Below are 15,622 nucleotides of genomic sequence, written 5' to 3'. Positions count from 1 at the left end.
GACATGCAGATCAGGCGGTCACGGCCGCCAGGCCCGCGCGCAACACCTCGACCAGAGGCGTGGACGGCCGGCCGGTGAGAGTCGCGAGGTCGGTCGAGTCGGAGTCGAGCGCACCCCGGGCGACTCCGGCGTCCGAGTCGGCGAGGATCTCGGCCATCGGTGCCGGGATGCCGGCCTCGGTGAGTGCCGCCGCGTAGTCGGCCTCGGGAATATCGGTGTAGCGCAACGGTTTTCCGCTGACCTCGGCAAGGGTTGCGGCGATCTGTGCGTAGGTCGGGTGCTCGTCGCCGGCGAGCTCGTAGACCTCACCACCTGAGGCCTCGACGAGTGCGGCAGCCGCCGCAACGGCGTAATCGCGCCGCGACGCCGCGGCGATGGTCCCGTTGCCTGCGCTGCCGTACAGGACGCCGGTTTCGATGGCCTGCGGTGCCGCGGCCAGGTAGTTCTCCCAGTACCAGCCGTTGCGCAGCAGCACCGTGGGGATGCCGGACTCGGCGAGCACGCGCTCGGTGGCGACGTGTTCGGTCGCCAGAGCCAGCGGCGAGGTGTCGGCGCGCAGGATGCTGGTGTAGGCGATGAGGGAGACGCCGGCATCGGTCGCGGCCTCGATCACGTTGCGGTGCTGCGAGACTCGCCGCCCGACCTCGGAGCCCGAGACCAGCAGCACACGGTCAACGCCGGTCAGGGCGGCGCGCAATGCGGTCGGGTCGCCGTAATCGGCGACCCGGACGTCGACACCTGCGGACCTCAGGGTGTTGGCCTTCTCCGGATTGCGGACGACGGCGACCACGTCGCCTGCCGCGACGCCCCGGTCGAGCAACGCCTCGACGGCGGCACTACCGAGTCCTCCGGTTGCTCCGGTGACGGCGTAGGTGGTCATGGTTCCTCCTGGGTAGGTGACGGGAAGTGCGAGCTTCCCACTCATAATGCACTTACTGTTCGTATGGTGCAATATGTGCGACGTGCACATGTTTGACGATTAGCACCATCGTCCGGATGCGCCTAGAATGGCGCCATGACCCCCGCCGCCCCCGGCTCCGCAGCCTCCGACCCGGACGCCGTCGATCCGACTCTGGAGGCCGACGTCTTCGCCCGCGATTGCAGTTCGCGTGATGTGTTGCAGAACGTGACCAGTCGGTGGGGTGTGCTGGCGCTCGCGGCGCTGGCCGAGGGGGACCTGCGGTTCAGCGCGTTACGGCGCCGCGTCGACGGGGTCAGCGAGCGGATGCTCTCGCAGACGCTGCACAACCTCGAACGCGATGGCTTCGTCACACGTACTGTGCTGCAATCGATCCCACCGAAGGTCGAGTACTCGCTGACCGACCTGGGTACCGACGCCGCGACCCAATTGCGCGCTCTGATCCACCTCGTCCAAGGCAATCTCGCGGCGGTCGAGCGGGCACGCGAGGCCTACGACGAGACCCGTCAGAACAACTGACCGAGGTAGAACCGCGCGCCCTGGTCGTCGGTGCATCGCGCCACCGCGCCGTAGGCCTGACGGTTGGGCTCCTCGATCACGGCTCCGCCGGCGGAGCGCACCCGGTCGACGGCCTCGTCGATATCGGCCACGTTCCACATCGGTTCGGCCAGGGACCGATCCGCGCCCCCGGAGATCCCGATCTGCGGATGCACCCCGTCGACCTCCCAGCCGTCGTCGATACGACCGGGTGTGAACCGCCAATTCAACACGGCGCCATAGAAATCGCGGTACCGGGCCGAGTCCGGGGTGTGCACGGTGAGATACGACATCGCGCCGAGGGTGCGAGGGTGCTGTTCCCCGCGGGTCTCGCCGGGGTCGGGTACGTGGACCGAGAAGGCGACGCCCTGGTCGTCCACGGCGTCCATCACGAGGTATCCGTCGCGTGCGACGGTGCTGATCTCGCCGACGCGACCACCGGCGGCGAGGATGGCTGCGCGGGCTCGATCGAAATCCTCCACGGCGTACACGCAGTAGAGGGTCCCAGCCGTTCCGTAGCCGTCGCCGTCGAAGATCCCGAGCCGGTGGCCGATGTTGGTGACCTGCCGGGTTTCCGGGTCGTACTCCCAGCCGAGAACCGCGCCGTAGAAGCGGGCGGCCCGCTCACGGTCGGGCGTCTGCAGCGACAGGTAGACGATGTCGCCGACCCGGACACGTTCGGCAGTCACTGCGGTCCGTGCGGGACCGGTCAGCATCCACCGGTGTCCGAAGGGATCGATGATGGTCGCCGAGCGCGTGCCGTAGGCGTCGTAGGGTTCGCGGGTGACGGCGGCGCCACCGCGCTGTGCGTGGGCCAGGGCCTCGTCGGTGTCGGCGACGGGAAGCATGAGGCTCACCGAGACGTGCCCGGGTTGCGGGCCCCGCAGACCCAGGTCGGGGAATTCGTCTGCGAGGTAGAGCACACCGTCGCCGATCTCGAGTTCGGCGTGCCCGATTCGGTTGTCGTCCATGACAATCGGCTCACCCCGTAGACGCGCGCCCAGGTTGTCGCGGTACCAGTCGATCGCTTGCCGCGCTCCGCGGACCGTGAGATACGGCAGGGCGCCGGGGCGTTCGACGGGAGACGCGGCGGGTGCCGAGATGGCCGCTTCGCTCTCGGTAATGGCGGTGTCGGCGCCGGGAGCGAAGCGAGCGGGCCGGGAAGTATTGGACATGAGGATTCCCTTCGGGAGGGTGACGCCGCGTTCGAGTCGGTCACGGAGACGGGCGGCGAAGGCGGGATCGGGCGCAACCGGTGCGTCCCACCCGGGGGTGTCCGAGGCGCGCAACACGGCGAACGGGTCGCCGATGGACGAGTGTGGGGCCGAATCGAATTCGGCGTCGTCGTGGTTCATGCGCGTCCTCCTTTCCGGGTGGATCGGGCCGGTTGGCCGGGGTAGGCCGCGCGGAAGGCGCGCTTGGCCCGGGTCAACAGCGCCTCGGTGGCACCGACGGTGCGGCCCATGATCTCGGCGCATTCGGCGACCGGGAGGTCGTCGACGTAGCGCAGCGTGAGCACCGACCGGTGGATCGGCGTGAGCTGCGCCAGGGTGTGGTGGGCGATCATCCGGTCCAGATGGGCCTCGGCGAGATCCTCGCCCGGCGGATCGGGCACGTCCGGCACGGGCTCGGGCGTCCGTTGCGCCCGTCGCCAGTGGTCGGCGAGCTTGTGCCGGGCGACCCCGATCAGCCAGGGCACCGTCGGGGCCAGGTCGGCGTCGCGACGAACCGAATCCATCGCGGCGAGAAAGGTCTCCGATGTGACGTCCTCGGCGACCCGTCGGTCCGAGCACCGTCGCACGACGAACCCGTATACCGCGGGTAGAGCCGTGTCGTAGACCTCGAGGAGGGCCTCGGGGCCGGTGTGTTCGCCACTCACACCCTCATCGTCGTCGCCCGGACCGCAAACCCGACGCCTGTTGGGCAGAAAAATGTGTCGCCGGCCGTGCCCGTACGGCACGACCGGCGACACTCGCGCCCGCCGATCAGGCCGGCGGGAAGGACCCCAGACGAATCACCCTGCCGCCCAACTGGAATGCCGTGACGTAGGTCGGTCCGCCACTCGCGCAGCAGAACGGGTCGTCAGCGCGCAGCCAGCGGTACTTGACGGTGACGTGGTCACGCGACCATCCGGCGATGGAGGTGTAGGAGTACGGCCTCGGATCGACGGTGCCGAGGAAACGGCCGTTGTGGAAGAGCAGGACGCGCGACTGGTAGGTGGCGTCGCCGATCCCGTTGCCGGTGACCAGCATCCAGTCGAGGTTGCAGCCGCGGGAGAGGGGATTGGTGCTCGCGCTGCGGGGCTCCCAGCTCCCACCGTTGGCATCACGTCCGATCTTGGTGAGCGAGTCGCGGGCGAGGGCCGAGTTGAGGTCGAAACACAGCCCGTGCCCGCTGCCGGGCGGGGCGGCCGCGGCGTCGCCGGCCCCGAGGGCGGTGGCCGAGAGTGAGCCGGCGAGCACGCCGGCCACCGCGAGGCACAGGACGAGGAGTCGCCGGAGTCCGGTCGGCGGTCGGGTGGACGGAGAGCGTCGAGCAGAGGTCATGATGTGGCCTTCCTGGTGGTGGTGTCAGGTCCCGACCTCGGGAGCGATGTCCCGTAGTGACCTGTTCGCGCGTTTCGCCGGTCTCGTTAGCCAGGCGTAGCTGTTGTCATTCGGGTGCGGTACCCCCGACGGCTCGTCGCCGCTCGGACTGAAGGGGCCACGGAGGCGGCGTCGTTCGCTCTCGGCGTAGCGCGGCGGCGCGCATCGCGGAACATGCTGATGTGCAGGGCGGTTGTACCGCGCAGACCCCCGTCGACGTGTGCATGACGTTGACTTCTGGTGGGCGTTAACTGCAGGTGCACACCGCACGACCTCTAGAGTGGAAGCAAGCTGGTCGTCGTGTACCCCGACACCATCGCAGTTGTCGCCTCGCATCGGTCGCCGCCCGCGGTTTCCGATCACCGGGACAACCACGACGGCCGGGGCGAAAGCGAAATGAGGGAGAACAATGTTCGAACGGTTCACCGACCGCGCTCGGCGGGTTGTCGTGCTCGCCCAAGAAGAGGCGCGGATGCTCAACCACAACTACATCGGCACCGAGCACATCCTGCTCGGCCTGATCCACGAGGGCGAAGGCGTCGCCGCCAAGGCCCTCGAATCGCTCGGCATCTCCCTGGAAGGGGTCCGCAGTCAGGTCGAGGAGATCATCGGTCAGGGCCAGCAGGCGCCGTCGGGGCACATCCCGTTCACCCCGCGCGCCAAGAAGGTCCTCGAGCTCTCGCTGCGTGAGGCGCTGCAGCTCGGCCACAACTACATCGGCACCGAGCACATCCTGCTCGGCCTCATCCGCGAGGGTGAGGGCGTCGCCGCACAGGTGCTCGTCAAGCTGGGCGCCGACCTCAACCGGGTGCGCCAGCAGGTCATCCAGCTGCTGTCGGGTTACCAGGGCAAGGAGCCGCAGGAGGCCGGCACGGGTGGCCGGTCCAGCGAGTCCGGCACCCCGTCGACGTCGCTGGTCCTCGACCAGTTCGGCAGAAACCTGACCGCCGCGGCCGCCGAGGGCAAACTCGACCCCGTCATCGGCCGCGAGAAAGAGATCGAGCGGGTCATGCAGGTGCTGTCCCGCCGCACCAAGAACAACCCGGTGCTGATCGGCGAGCCCGGCGTCGGCAAGACCGCCGTCGTCGAGGGCCTCGCGCAGGCGATCGTCAACGGCAAGGTGCCCGAGACGCTCAAGGACAAGCAGCTCTACACCCTCGACCTCGGATCGCTGGTGGCGGGCAGCCGCTACCGCGGTGACTTCGAGGAACGCCTCAAGAAGGTCCTCAAGGAGATCAACACCCGCGGTGACATCATCCTGTTCATCGACGAGCTGCACACGCTCGTCGGTGCCGGTGCCGCCGAGGGCGCGATCGACGCCGCCAGCATCCTCAAGCCGAAGCTGGCCCGCGGTGAGCTGCAGACCATCGGTGCCACCACCCTCGACGAGTACCGCAAGTACATCGAGAAGGACGCCGCACTCGAGCGCCGGTTCCAGCCGGTGCAGGTCGGCGAGCCGTCGGTGGAGCACACCATCGAGATCCTCAAGGGTCTGCGCGACCGCTACGAGAGCCACCACCGCGTGTCCATCACCGACGGTGCGCTCGTCGCCGCGGCCACTCTGGCCGACCGCTACATCAACGACCGGTTCCTGCCGGACAAGGCGATCGACCTCATCGACGAGGCCGGTGCGCGGATGCGCATCCGCCGGATGACCGCACCGCCGGACCTGCGCGAGTTCGACGAGCGCATCGCCGACGCCCGCAAGGAGAAGGAAAGCGCCATCGACGCGCAGGACTTCGAGAAGGCCGCCGGCCTGCGGGACAAGGAGAAGCAACTCGTCGCCGAGCGTGCCGAGCGTGAAAAGCAATGGCGCAGTGGTGATCTGGACGTCGTGGCCGAGGTCGACGACGAGCAGATCGCCGAGGTGCTGGGCAACTGGACCGGTATCCCGGTGTTCAAGCTCACCGAGGAGGAGACCACGCGTCTGCTCCGCATGGAGGACGAGCTGCACAAGCGGATCATCGGCCAGGAGGACGCGGTCAAGGCCGTCTCCAAGGCGATCCGTCGTACCCGCGCGGGTCTCAAGGACCCCAAGCGCCCGTCCGGCTCGTTCATCTTCGCCGGCCCGTCCGGTGTGGGTAAGACCGAGCTGTCCAAGGCGCTCGCGAACTTCCTGTTCGGCGAGGACGACGCCCTGATCCAGATCGACATGGGCGAATTCCACGACCGCTTCACCGCGTCGCGCCTGTTCGGTGCCCCTCCCGGCTACGTCGGCTACGAAGAGGGCGGCCAGCTCACCGAGAAGGTGCGCCGCAAGCCGTTCTCGGTGGTCCTGTTCGACGAGATCGAGAAGGCCCACTCGGAGATCTACAACACCCTGTTGCAGGTTCTCGAGGACGGTCGACTCACCGACGGCCAGGGTCGCACGGTCGACTTCAAGAACACGGTGCTGATCTTCACCTCGAACCTCGGTACCGCCGACATCTCGAAGGCCGTGGGTCTGGGCTTCAGCAAGGGTGACGACTCGAAGTCGAACTACGAGCGGATGAAGCTGAAGGTCAACGACGAGCTGAAGAAGCACTTCCGCCCGGAGTTCCTGAACCGTATCGACGACGTCATCGTCTTCCACCAGCTGACGAAGGACGAGATCATCCAGATGGTCGATCTGATGATCAACCGCGTCGAGACGCAGCTCAAGAACAAGGACATGGCGATCGAGCTCACCGATCGGGCCAAGTCGTTGCTGGCCAAGCGCGGTTTCGACCCGGTGCTCGGCGCCCGGCCGCTGCGCCGCACGATCCAGCGCGAGATCGAGGATCAGTTGAGCGAGAAGATCCTGTTCAACGAATTGACCCCGGGTCAGATCGTGCTGGTCGACGTCGACAACTGGGACGGCGAAGGTGAGGGCGAGGACGCCAAGTTCACCTTCACCGGCTCGGAGAAGCCGCGTGAGTTGCCCGACGCCCCGGTCGAGCTGAGCAAGGCAGGTGACGCCGGCAGCGAGAGCTGATCGGTCCGACCGCGAACACCCACGACGCCCGTCGACTCCTTCTCTGGAGCGGCGGGCGTCGTGGGCGTCGGCATCACCGCCGATGGCTGTCGGCGCCGGGTCCGACCCCGGAGTGTGGGCATCATGAGGACACCGCCACAATGGTGACCGGCGCAACATCAGGTGCGCCGTCATATATCACCGAGTGGAGGCGTCACACCGTGAGCACCGAATCAGCAACGCAGGGTCTGGCCGAAGCGGCCCCCGAACCGGTCATCACGGTCACCCGGCACGACGAGATCGCCGTCATCACCCTGAACCGCCCGGACCGGCTCAACGCGTTCACCTTCGAGATGGGTGAGCAGATCCAGGCGGCCTTCGACGAGACCGACGCCGACGACTCGGTGCGCGCGGTGGTCATCACCGGCGCCGGCCGGGCGTTCTGCGCCGGCGCCGACCTCGCTGGTGGCGCAACCACATTCGAGCTCGAGGAGAAGGAGCCCGGTGAGGTGCCGCCGGATTCCGGTGGCCGGCTGACGCTGCGCATCTTCGCCTCGCTCAAGCCGGTGGTGATGGCGATCAACGGCCCGTCCGCAGGCGTCGGCGTCACCATGACCCTGCCCGCCGATGCCCGCATCGCCTCGGAGAACGCCCGCTTCGGGTTCGTGTTCACCAAGCGCGGACTGGTGCCCGAGGCGGCGTCCACCTGGTTCCTGCCGCGCCTGGTCGGGCTGCCGACCGCGCTGCGCTGGACGTTGGGGGCGCAGATGGTCGGCGCCGCAGAGGCGCTCGAGGCCGGTCTGGTGCAGCAGGTCGTCGCTCCCGATGAGGTTCTCGACGCGGCGATCGCCGCCGCCCGGGAGATGACGTCGGGCACCGCGCCGGTATCGGTCGCGCTGACCCGGCAGTTGCTCTGGCGCATGGCCGGGGCGCCGAGCCCGCTCGACGCCCATCACGCGGACTCCGCGGCGATCTACGCGCGGGGTCGGATGCCCGACGTCGCCGAGGGGGTGACGTCGTTTCTGGAGAAGCGTGATCCGACCTTCACCGATTCGGTGGCGACCGATCTGCCGGAGATCTTCTCCTGAAATCGCCCGAATGCGGCTTTTTCGCAGGCCACGTGGGCAATTCAACACGGGGCGTTGACGCTTCCCGTCATCGTGGTGTGTGAAACTGTACGACGATGTCTCGAGCACTTTTCGGCCGTGTCGCCACGGCTGTCGCCGCGTTGGTCGCCGCCGCCGTCGTCGTACTCCCCGGGAGTGCGAGCGTGCCGTCGGCGGCTGAGTCGACGACGGTGCAGACCGCCGCACAGCGCCAGCCCGAGACCGCCGTCTCGTCTGCCGCCGCGCCGCAGAAGTATGTGGCGTTGGGTAGCTCCTACGCCGCAGGCCCGGGTGGGCTGGACTCGATCGGCAACCGGTGCCTGCGCACCATGGACAACTATCCGCACCAGGTTGCCCAAGCACTGAACATGAGCCTGGTCGACGCGACGTGTTCGGGGGCGACGACCGAGAACATCCTGGACCGTCCGCAGCGGTTCGTGAAGCAACCCCAGATCGACGCCGTCACCCCGGGCACGGCGTTGGTGACGATCACCACCGGCGGAAACGACATCGGTTACGTGCAGCGCCTGATCGCCATGGGCTGCAAGAACTCTGTCGCCGACCCGGTGAAGAAGATCGCCGAGCGGGTGTGCGGACACGGCCGCCCGATCTCTCCCGAACCCGGATTCGAACGGTATGCCGCCGTCGAGCAGAAGATGATCGAGACGGTGTTCGCCGTCCGGATGCGCGCCCCCGCGGCGCGGATCGTCCTCGTCGACTATCCGCCGGTGGTGGTCGCAGGCGGCCCGATCTGTCCCAAACTCGCACTCACGCCGGAGGAGATCGAGTCGACCATCCGGGTGTACGACGCGCTCGCCCAGGTGACTGCTGAAGCCGCGCAGATCTCGGGTGCCGAGCTCGTCACCACCGGTCCGCTCGGCGCCGAGCACACCGTGTGCTCACCCGACCCGTGGCTGCGCGGATTCGAGCTCCCGGTGCCGTACCACCCGAACGCCTCCGGCAAGGCAGGCGTCGCCCGCCTCATCGTCGACGCGCTGCGTCGGTGATGTGCTGACGCGCTGCGTCGGTGATTCGCTGCGCTGACGCGCTGCGTCGGTGATTCTTTGACGCGCTGCGTCGGGTGATCACACCGCTTCTTCGACGTACTCCGCGTCGCGGTGGCGGATCTGGTGCCAGTAGACGATCGCCATCGAGAACACCAGGAAGGCGCCGGTCGCGGCGATCAGATTGCCCGCCCACCAGCCGAAGCCGAGGCGGACGATCAGGCCGACGACGATGCCGGCGAGTCCGACGAGCGCGGACCGTCCGGCGTTCTGGGAACGCCAGTCGATGCGATTGCGTCCGGTGGTGATGAGGCTGATCGGGCTGCGGCGCAACGTTTCCACCACGAACACGGTCAACACGACGGTGGCGAGGTAGGCCAGGATCACGCGCGGCAGGGCGTGGATGCGTTCGTCGGCGATCTGTGGCAGCAGTGCATAGATCGCGAGGACATGTGCGAGATAGATGGCGAAGGAGCGATCGGCGGCGGTCTTCATGAACCGGTCGGGGATCGAGCCGGGGTGGCGGCGTTCCTGCCAGAGCGTGCCGAGGCCGTACAGGATCACGATGATCGCGATGAATGCCCACATGTTGTGGAGCATGAAGACGTTGGTCGCCCGGAACAGGTCCTCGCCGCGGTCGACGATGTAGAGGTAGTAGAGCCAGGTCGCGATGATCACCACGACGCCGACACCGATGAGCTGCCAGCGCCACCGTTTGATGAAGGCCTGGAAGGCCTCGTAGTGCATGGCCGACACACAGCCCGCGAGGATGAAGAATTGGTAGGGGAAGATCGTCACCACCAGGTGGCTCCAGATCTCGCCCTGGATACCCCAGGTGAAGAACGAGATGGGTGAGCGCACCATCGCGTACATCATCACCATCTGGAAGATGAAGCTCACGGCGAGCAGGTAGCGGTGAAAACCCCAGGTGCGCCGCAGAATCCACAGCATCAGCGGGAACACCAGATAGATCTGCATGCTCACCGACAGGAAGTACAGGTGGTAGGCGGCGTTTCCGGTGATGAGGTCGTAGACGATCGATTTCACCGAGCGCTCGGCGGCGTCGAGACTGTTCCAGGCGTTGGCGATCGCGTCGACGCCACCGAAGTGATAGCGGACGTAGAACCAGTAGAACAGGCTCCACACGAGGAAGGGCAGGCCGATCAGCTTGTAACGCCGCTTCCAGAACGGAATCGCCTTGAGCTCGCGGTTGCGGTACTGGTAGCCGAGGACGAAGCCGGTCAGGGCGAAGAAGCTGTAGCGGGTGTAGCGGAGGAAGACCTCGACGGCGCCTGCGGCGACACTGGTCGGGGCGGTGACGCTGAGCATCACGTGGTCGAGGATCACCGCACCGAAGGTCACCAGTCGGACGAGGTCGATCTGGTAGAGGTGTTTGTCGCGTTTCGCGGGCTTGGCGGCCGGTTCGGCGCCGGAGTCCGTCGGGGTGACGTCGCCTGCGACGGGGTCGGGGACGGTCACCGGATCGGTGTCCGGACGTTTCGCGGACGCCGGGGTACCGGTCGATGGCTGTTCGGTAACGATCGGAAGACCTCCGTCCAATTCTTCGCACGTCGCAGAGGGTGAGGCTACTCCCTGTTGCTGAAAGTTCCGAAGTCGGCCCGTGACGCCATTGGAGGCATTCACACCGACCGCTCAGGGGCGCTGCGGATGCCGCGTGGTGGCCGATGTCACGTGCTTGGATGTCATCGTGGCACCAAAACCGCAGGAAGACGGGGACCTCGATGCGGGTGTTTCCTCCGGAGGTGATGCCGCGGATCGAGCGGCGACACCCTCCCCGGTGGACGTGACATATCCCACTGTCGGCGGGGGACGCAGTCGCCTCCGGTCGGTCGGCGCGGCGCTGCTGACCGTGGTGTCGGTGGTGCTGGTGGTGTTGACGCTGCTTGCGGGCTATCTGCGGTCCGATCTGCTCGACACCGACGGCTACGTGGCGATGGTGGCTCCGCTGGCATCCGACCCGGCGATCCGGGCCGAGGTCACCGATGCCCTCGTGACGGTGATCGACGATCACGTCGACATCGCGGCACTGAGCGCCGAGGCGTTCTCGGCGCTGACGCCCGGCACCGGTTCGCGAGCGGCGCAGGTGCTCTCACCGCTGATCGCGGCGCAACTCCAGTCCTACCTCCACGACACGGTCGAGCACTTCGTGTCCTCGTCGGCGTTCGCGACCGCGTGGACGACCGCCAATCGTGCCGCGCACGCCACCCTCGACCGGCTTCTCGCCGGCGACACCGGAATCGTCGCGATCGATCTGGCCCCGATGGTCGCCCGGATCCGACAGCGATTGATCGACGACGGATTCACCGCCGCCGAGCAGATCCCCGAGATTCATCGTCAGGTCGTCCTGTGGCAGTCGGACGCACTGCGCCGCGCTCAACGCGCGGTGTCCGCATTGAACACCGCGGCGCTGGTCCTGCCCTGGCTGACCGCGCTGGCGATCATCGCGACGATCGGTGTCGCTGCTCCGACCCGCGGGTGGCGAGCGGTGATGGGGCTGGGCCTGGGCATCACCACGGTGATGCTGCTGCTCTGCGTCGCATCGGTGGTGGCCCGCGGCCGGTATCTCGATGCCGTTCCCGCCGACGTCATCACGCCGGACGCGGCCCGCGCGGTGTTCGACACCGTGGTGGCACCACTGCGTACGCGCATCTGGGTGGTCGCCGTCGTCGGTGCCGTGCCCGCGGTGCTCGCCTTCGTCGCCGAGCGTCGCGGGTGGCCGTCAGGTCGTCGATTCCATCCGCGGTAGGTGCGGCGCGCGGCGGCGATGGATGGCCAGGCCGATGGCCGCGGCGACGAAACACGAGGCAGCGCCGACGGCGAGGCCGGCCCGCGGCCCGGACGCCTCGCTGATCCACCCGATCAGCGGTCCGCCGATCGGCGTCGACCCCATGAACGCCACCGACCACAACGACATCACCCGGCCACGCATCTGCGGGTCCGAATTCAGTTGCAGCGTCGCGTTTCCGGTCGACATGAACGACACGCTGAGCCAGCCGACGAAGAACAGGGCGACGATCGCCATCCACAGGTGCGGGACCGCAGCGGTCACCGCGATGGTGATGCCGAACCCGATGGCGGCCAGGATCAACGTGCGCAAACCGGTGGTGCCACGCGCGGCCACCAGCAGACCGCCGACGACCGCGCCCACCCCCATCGCCGCCGTCATGAAGCCGAAGGCCTGGGGGCCGCCGTGAAAGGCGTCCTTGGCGGCGGCAGGCAGCGACACCTGGAACTCGTAGGCGAGGGTGCCGACCAGCGCCATCATCGTCAGCGGAACCCACAGCACGGGGCGTCCGGCGACGTAGCGGAGTCCTTCGCGCAGTTGGCCTTTGCCGCGTTTGACCGGTGTCTCCTCGGCGATCTCGGCGGTCCGCATCATCAGCAGTGACACCACCACCGCGACGAAGCTGGCCGCGTTGATCGCGAAACACCAGCCCGCGCCGACCGCGGCGAGGACCAGACCGGCCACGGCCGGGCCGACCGCCCGCGCCGCGTTGACCATCACCGAGTTCAAGGTGACCGCATTGCGGATCCGGGATTCGCCGACGATCTGGTGGATGAACGCCTGGCGGGAGGGGTTCTCGAAGGCGTTGTTCAGTCCGAGCAGCACGGCGAGGACCCCGACCTGCCACACCTGCACCCAACCGCCGAAGGTGAGGATCGCCAGTGCCGCCGCCAGCAGCCCCATCACCGACTGCAGGATGATCATCAGCTTGCGACGATCCACGCGATCGGCGATCACCCCCGCGTACGGGCCGAGGACCAGGATCGGTACGGCCTGCAGCGCGACGATCACGCCGAGCACGGTCGATGAATTGCTGAGGGTCAGGACCAGCCAGGCCTGGGCGGTGGCCTGCATCCAGGTACCGACCAGCGAGAGCGCCTGCCCACCGAAGTACAGGCGATAGTTGTGGATGTGCAGCGAGGCGAACATGCCCTCGCGCTCCTGCGCCATGTCACCCACAGTCATTTCATCCACTGTAGAACCCGCCACTGACCGCTTCCTGGGAGGTCAACCCGGGAGGTCGGCACAGGGCCAGGCCGCGACTGTATTCTATATTCTATGGTTGATCCTGCCGCTCCCGCTCCGGCGGCGCGACGCCGACGCCGTCCCCGGTTGTCCGACGAGGTCTCGGAGTACGTCCGCGAGCTCATCGTCTCCGGACAACTGCAACCCGGCGAGTTCATCCGCCCGGAAACCGTTGCCGATGAACTCGGGGTCTCGGCCACGCCCGCACGGGAGGGATTGCTGTCCTTGCAGAGCGAGGGGCTACTGCGGGTCGAACCGCGGCGCGGATTCGTCGTCGCACCCCTGAGCAGCACCGACATCGAGGACGTCTTCGCCGGGCAGGCCCTGCTGGCCGGCGAACTCGCCGCCCGCGCCACCACCCGTCTCGACGACGTGGACCTGGCCACTCTCGACCGTCTGCAGGTCGAACTCGAGGCGGCCGCCGACGCGGAGGACAACGACGAGGTCGAGCGGCTCAATCACGAATTCCACCGACTGATCTATGCCGCGGCGGGATCGCCCAAGTTGTCGTGGATGATCAAGTCGTCGCTCAATTATGCTCCCCGACGGTTCTTTTCGTCGGTCGACGGCTGGCCGCAGGCATCGGCCGACGATCATCGCGACATCATCGACGCCCTGCGCCGACGCGATGCGGCCGGCGCGCGGGCGGCGATGTCGGCGCACATCGGCAAGGCCGGGCGTCTGCTCGCCGAGCATCGGCGCGACTCACGCTGAGTCCTCCGGCCCAGGGCTTTCGGTGAGGGGAGCAGACGCCAGAATCCGTTGTGCGCGTGCGACAACCGGCGGGTCCACCATGTGTCCGTCGACCGCGACCGCCGAGGAGTCGGTACCGGCCGCCGCCACGATCGAACGCGCCCAGGTGATCTCGGTGTCCGACGGCGCCAGGCACGCGTGGACCGTTGCCACCTGGGCGGGATGGATGCAGAGCTTGCCGGTCAGGCCGATCCGCGCGGCGTAGCCGACGTCGGCGACGAGTTTCTCGACGTCGCGCAGCGCCGTGGTCACCCCGTCGATGGGGTCGGCGACACCCGCCGCGGCCGATGCCGTGACGAGCATCGAACGCGCAAACAGCAGTGCCTCGTGGTCATCGGGGTCGGCACCGATCTCGACGGCGAAGTCGATGGCGCCGAAGCCCAGTCGAGCGACACCGGGTACCTGCGCGATGGCCGGCGCCGCAAGAATGCCCCGCGCGGTCTCGATGAGCGGCAGGACCGGCGCCGCGGTCGCCTGCGCCACGCGTATCACCTCGTCGGCGCTGGTCGCCTTGGCGAGCATCACCGGTGCGCCGTGTCGGGCCGCGAGTTCCACATCGGCTGTGTGCCACGGCGTTGCGGCGGCATTGATGCGCAGGACGGCGTGCTTGCCGGCTGCAAGCCAGCCGGCGATGTGCTCGCGGGCCGCGCCCTTGTCCTCCGGGGCGACCGCGTCCTCGAGGTCGATGATCACCACGTCGGCACCGGCCGCGGCGGCCTTGTCGAAACGCTCGGGCCGATTACCCGGGACGAACAGGAAGCTGCGCGCGACGCGCAGCGATGCGATGGGATCGGTGGTGTCGGTCATGCGAATTCTCCCTTGCCCGAGACGTGAACGGTGCCCTGTCCGGTGACGACGGCGAGCTCTACCGCGTCACCGTCGTCGTCCGGGGTGGCCTCGACCCGGAAGCGGTCACCGAGGAACAGTGGGCTGCGAAGCCGGAAGTCGAAGGTGCGCAGCGATTTACCGTGATGATGTGCGCGGGCTAGCTCGGCCATGTAGGTGGCCAGCAACGGTCCGTGGACGACGAGATCGGGGTAGCCCTCGACGCCCGTCGCATACGGGCGGTCGTAGTGGATGCGGTGGGCGTTGGAGGTCAGTGCCGAGTACCGGAAGAGCAGCGGCGTGTCGGGTGTCGGCTCCGCGGTCCATGGTGCGGTCGCGTCGGCGAGGTCGGGACTCGGCCGATCGAAGGGCCGCGCGTTGCCGGAATCGCTGCGATACACCAGATCCTGGTCCTCGGTGAGCACAACGGTTCCGCCCTGGCGGTATTCACTGCGGACCGTGACGAAGAGCATGTCGCCGGTACGCCCGTGCTTCTCGGTCATCGAGGCCACCGACGACACCTTCTCGGCGCGCGTGCCGAGAGCCAACGGGGCCGTGGACGAGATCCGCGCACCGGCGAACATCCGACGGCGGTCCGGGATCGGTGGCAGGAAATGGCCGCGGGCGGGGTGACCGTCGGCGCCCAGTTCCGCGGTCTGCGGCCACTCGGAGAAGAAGATCCAGTGCCAGGGCAACGGCAGGGGATCGCCGTCGGCGAAGGTTTCCGACAGTCCGAGCGTGGCGGCCAACCGCGTCGCCTGCGCCGCGTCGAGGGTGTCCACCTCGGTGATCGGTTCGGGACGCCAACCGGCGACATGGTCGCTCAGACTCGATCCGGTGGTCCCGGCCATTTGCGCTCCTCCGCTTCTCCGCCTGCACAACGACATTCCACACTATGAAACATAGTCTA

14 protein-coding genes are annotated in these 15,622 nt (G+C 67.8%); 6 read left to right on the top strand and 8 right to left on the bottom strand.

The genetic code is table 11. The features are described 5' to 3' along the window. Positions 1-10: 10 nt before the first annotated feature. Positions 11-880: an SDR family oxidoreductase gene (locus tag P3L18_RS18290; protein ID WP_079928690.1), complete on the bottom strand. Its 870-nt coding sequence runs from the start codon at positions 878-880 to the stop codon at positions 11-13. 135 nt (positions 881-1,015) lie between these two features. Here P3L18_RS18290 and P3L18_RS18285 point away from each other — a divergent pair, with 135 nt between their 5' ends. Next, positions 1,016-1,438, top strand: coding sequence for a helix-turn-helix domain-containing protein (locus P3L18_RS18285; RefSeq protein ID WP_079928686.1), 423 nt, complete (start codon positions 1,016-1,018; stop codon positions 1,436-1,438). On the opposite strand, the gene P3L18_RS18280 is transcribed toward P3L18_RS18285, so the two are convergent. From P3L18_RS18280 to P3L18_RS18270, 3 genes are all read right to left on the bottom strand, one after another. Beyond that, positions 1,426-2,811: a VOC family protein gene (locus P3L18_RS18280; protein WP_276114859.1), complete on the bottom strand. Its 1,386-nt coding sequence runs from the start codon at positions 2,809-2,811 to the stop codon at positions 1,426-1,428. The genes P3L18_RS18285 and P3L18_RS18280 overlap by 13 nt on opposite strands. Further along, on the bottom strand, positions 2,808-3,335 hold the full coding sequence (locus P3L18_RS18275) for an RNA polymerase sigma factor (protein ID WP_211543736.1): 528 nt from the start codon (positions 3,333-3,335) through the stop codon (positions 2,808-2,810). Before P3L18_RS18275 ends, P3L18_RS18280 begins: the two co-directional genes overlap by 4 nt. Before the next feature lie 106 nt (positions 3,336-3,441). After that, positions 3,442-4,002 carry an LppP/LprE family lipoprotein gene (locus P3L18_RS18270; RefSeq protein WP_211543739.1) on the bottom strand — a complete coding sequence of 187 codons (561 nt, stop codon included), beginning with the start codon at positions 4,000-4,002 and terminating at the stop codon, positions 3,442-3,444. Positions 4,003-4,450: 448 nt separating this feature from the next. Here P3L18_RS18270 and P3L18_RS18265 point away from each other — a divergent pair, with 448 nt between their 5' ends. The 3 genes from P3L18_RS18265 to P3L18_RS18255 all read left to right on the top strand — a co-directional run bounded on the left by P3L18_RS18265 (position 4,451) and on the right by P3L18_RS18255 (position 9,086). Further along, positions 4,451-6,994: an ATP-dependent Clp protease ATP-binding subunit gene (locus P3L18_RS18265; protein WP_006369720.1), complete on the top strand. Its 2,544-nt coding sequence runs from the start codon at positions 4,451-4,453 to the stop codon at positions 6,992-6,994. Positions 6,995-7,194: 200 nt separating this feature from the next. Beyond that, positions 7,195-8,061: an enoyl-CoA hydratase-related protein gene (locus tag P3L18_RS18260; RefSeq protein WP_211543743.1), complete on the top strand. Its 867-nt coding sequence runs from the start codon at positions 7,195-7,197 to the stop codon at positions 8,059-8,061. A gap of 95 nt (positions 8,062-8,156) precedes the next feature. After that, complete coding sequence (locus P3L18_RS18255) at positions 8,157-9,086, top strand: SGNH/GDSL hydrolase family protein (RefSeq protein WP_211543745.1); 930 nt, start codon at positions 8,157-8,159, stop codon at positions 9,084-9,086. A gap of 78 nt (positions 9,087-9,164) precedes the next feature. Here the strand turns inward: P3L18_RS18255 and P3L18_RS18250 are convergent, their stop codons facing one another. Next, a complete protein-coding gene (locus P3L18_RS18250) occupies positions 9,165-10,562 on the bottom strand; it encodes an acyltransferase (RefSeq protein WP_276114858.1) in 1,398 nt (465 codons plus the stop codon). A 325-nt stretch (positions 10,563-10,887) separates the two neighbouring features. Here P3L18_RS18250 and P3L18_RS18245 point away from each other — a divergent pair, with 325 nt between their 5' ends. Beyond that, the gene (locus tag P3L18_RS18245) at positions 10,888-11,850 is read left to right on the top strand and encodes a hypothetical protein (RefSeq protein WP_276114857.1); all 963 of its coding nucleotides are present in this window, start codon (positions 10,888-10,890) and stop codon (positions 11,848-11,850) included. On the opposite strand, the gene P3L18_RS18240 is transcribed toward P3L18_RS18245, so the two are convergent. Next, positions 11,824-13,074, bottom strand: coding sequence for an MFS transporter (locus P3L18_RS18240; protein WP_210739112.1), 1,251 nt, complete (start codon positions 13,072-13,074; stop codon positions 11,824-11,826). The genes P3L18_RS18245 and P3L18_RS18240 overlap by 27 nt on opposite strands. A 93-nt stretch (positions 13,075-13,167) precedes the next feature. Here P3L18_RS18240 and P3L18_RS18235 point away from each other — a divergent pair, with 93 nt between their 5' ends. After that, positions 13,168-13,848: a GntR family transcriptional regulator gene (locus tag P3L18_RS18235; protein ID WP_276114856.1), complete on the top strand. Its 681-nt coding sequence runs from the start codon at positions 13,168-13,170 to the stop codon at positions 13,846-13,848. Here the strand turns inward: P3L18_RS18235 and P3L18_RS18230 are convergent. Continuing rightward, positions 13,840-14,694, bottom strand: coding sequence for a CoA ester lyase (locus P3L18_RS18230; RefSeq protein WP_276114855.1), 855 nt, complete (start codon positions 14,692-14,694; stop codon positions 13,840-13,842). The genes P3L18_RS18235 and P3L18_RS18230 overlap by 9 nt on opposite strands. Continuing rightward, positions 14,691-15,563 (bottom strand): hypothetical protein, encoded by an 873-nt coding sequence (locus tag P3L18_RS18225; protein ID WP_276114854.1) that lies wholly within the window; start codon positions 15,561-15,563, stop codon positions 14,691-14,693. Before P3L18_RS18225 ends, P3L18_RS18230 begins: the two co-directional genes overlap by 4 nt. Between the last annotated feature and the right edge of the window lie 59 nt (positions 15,564-15,622).

It is taken from the genome of Gordonia sp. N1V, assembly GCF_029269935.1.
GTDB lineage: Bacteria > Actinomycetota > Actinomycetes > Mycobacteriales > Mycobacteriaceae > Gordonia > Gordonia polyisoprenivorans.
The sequence above is the reverse complement of the archived record's forward strand: the minus strand, read 5'-3'. Positions and strand labels throughout refer to the sequence as shown.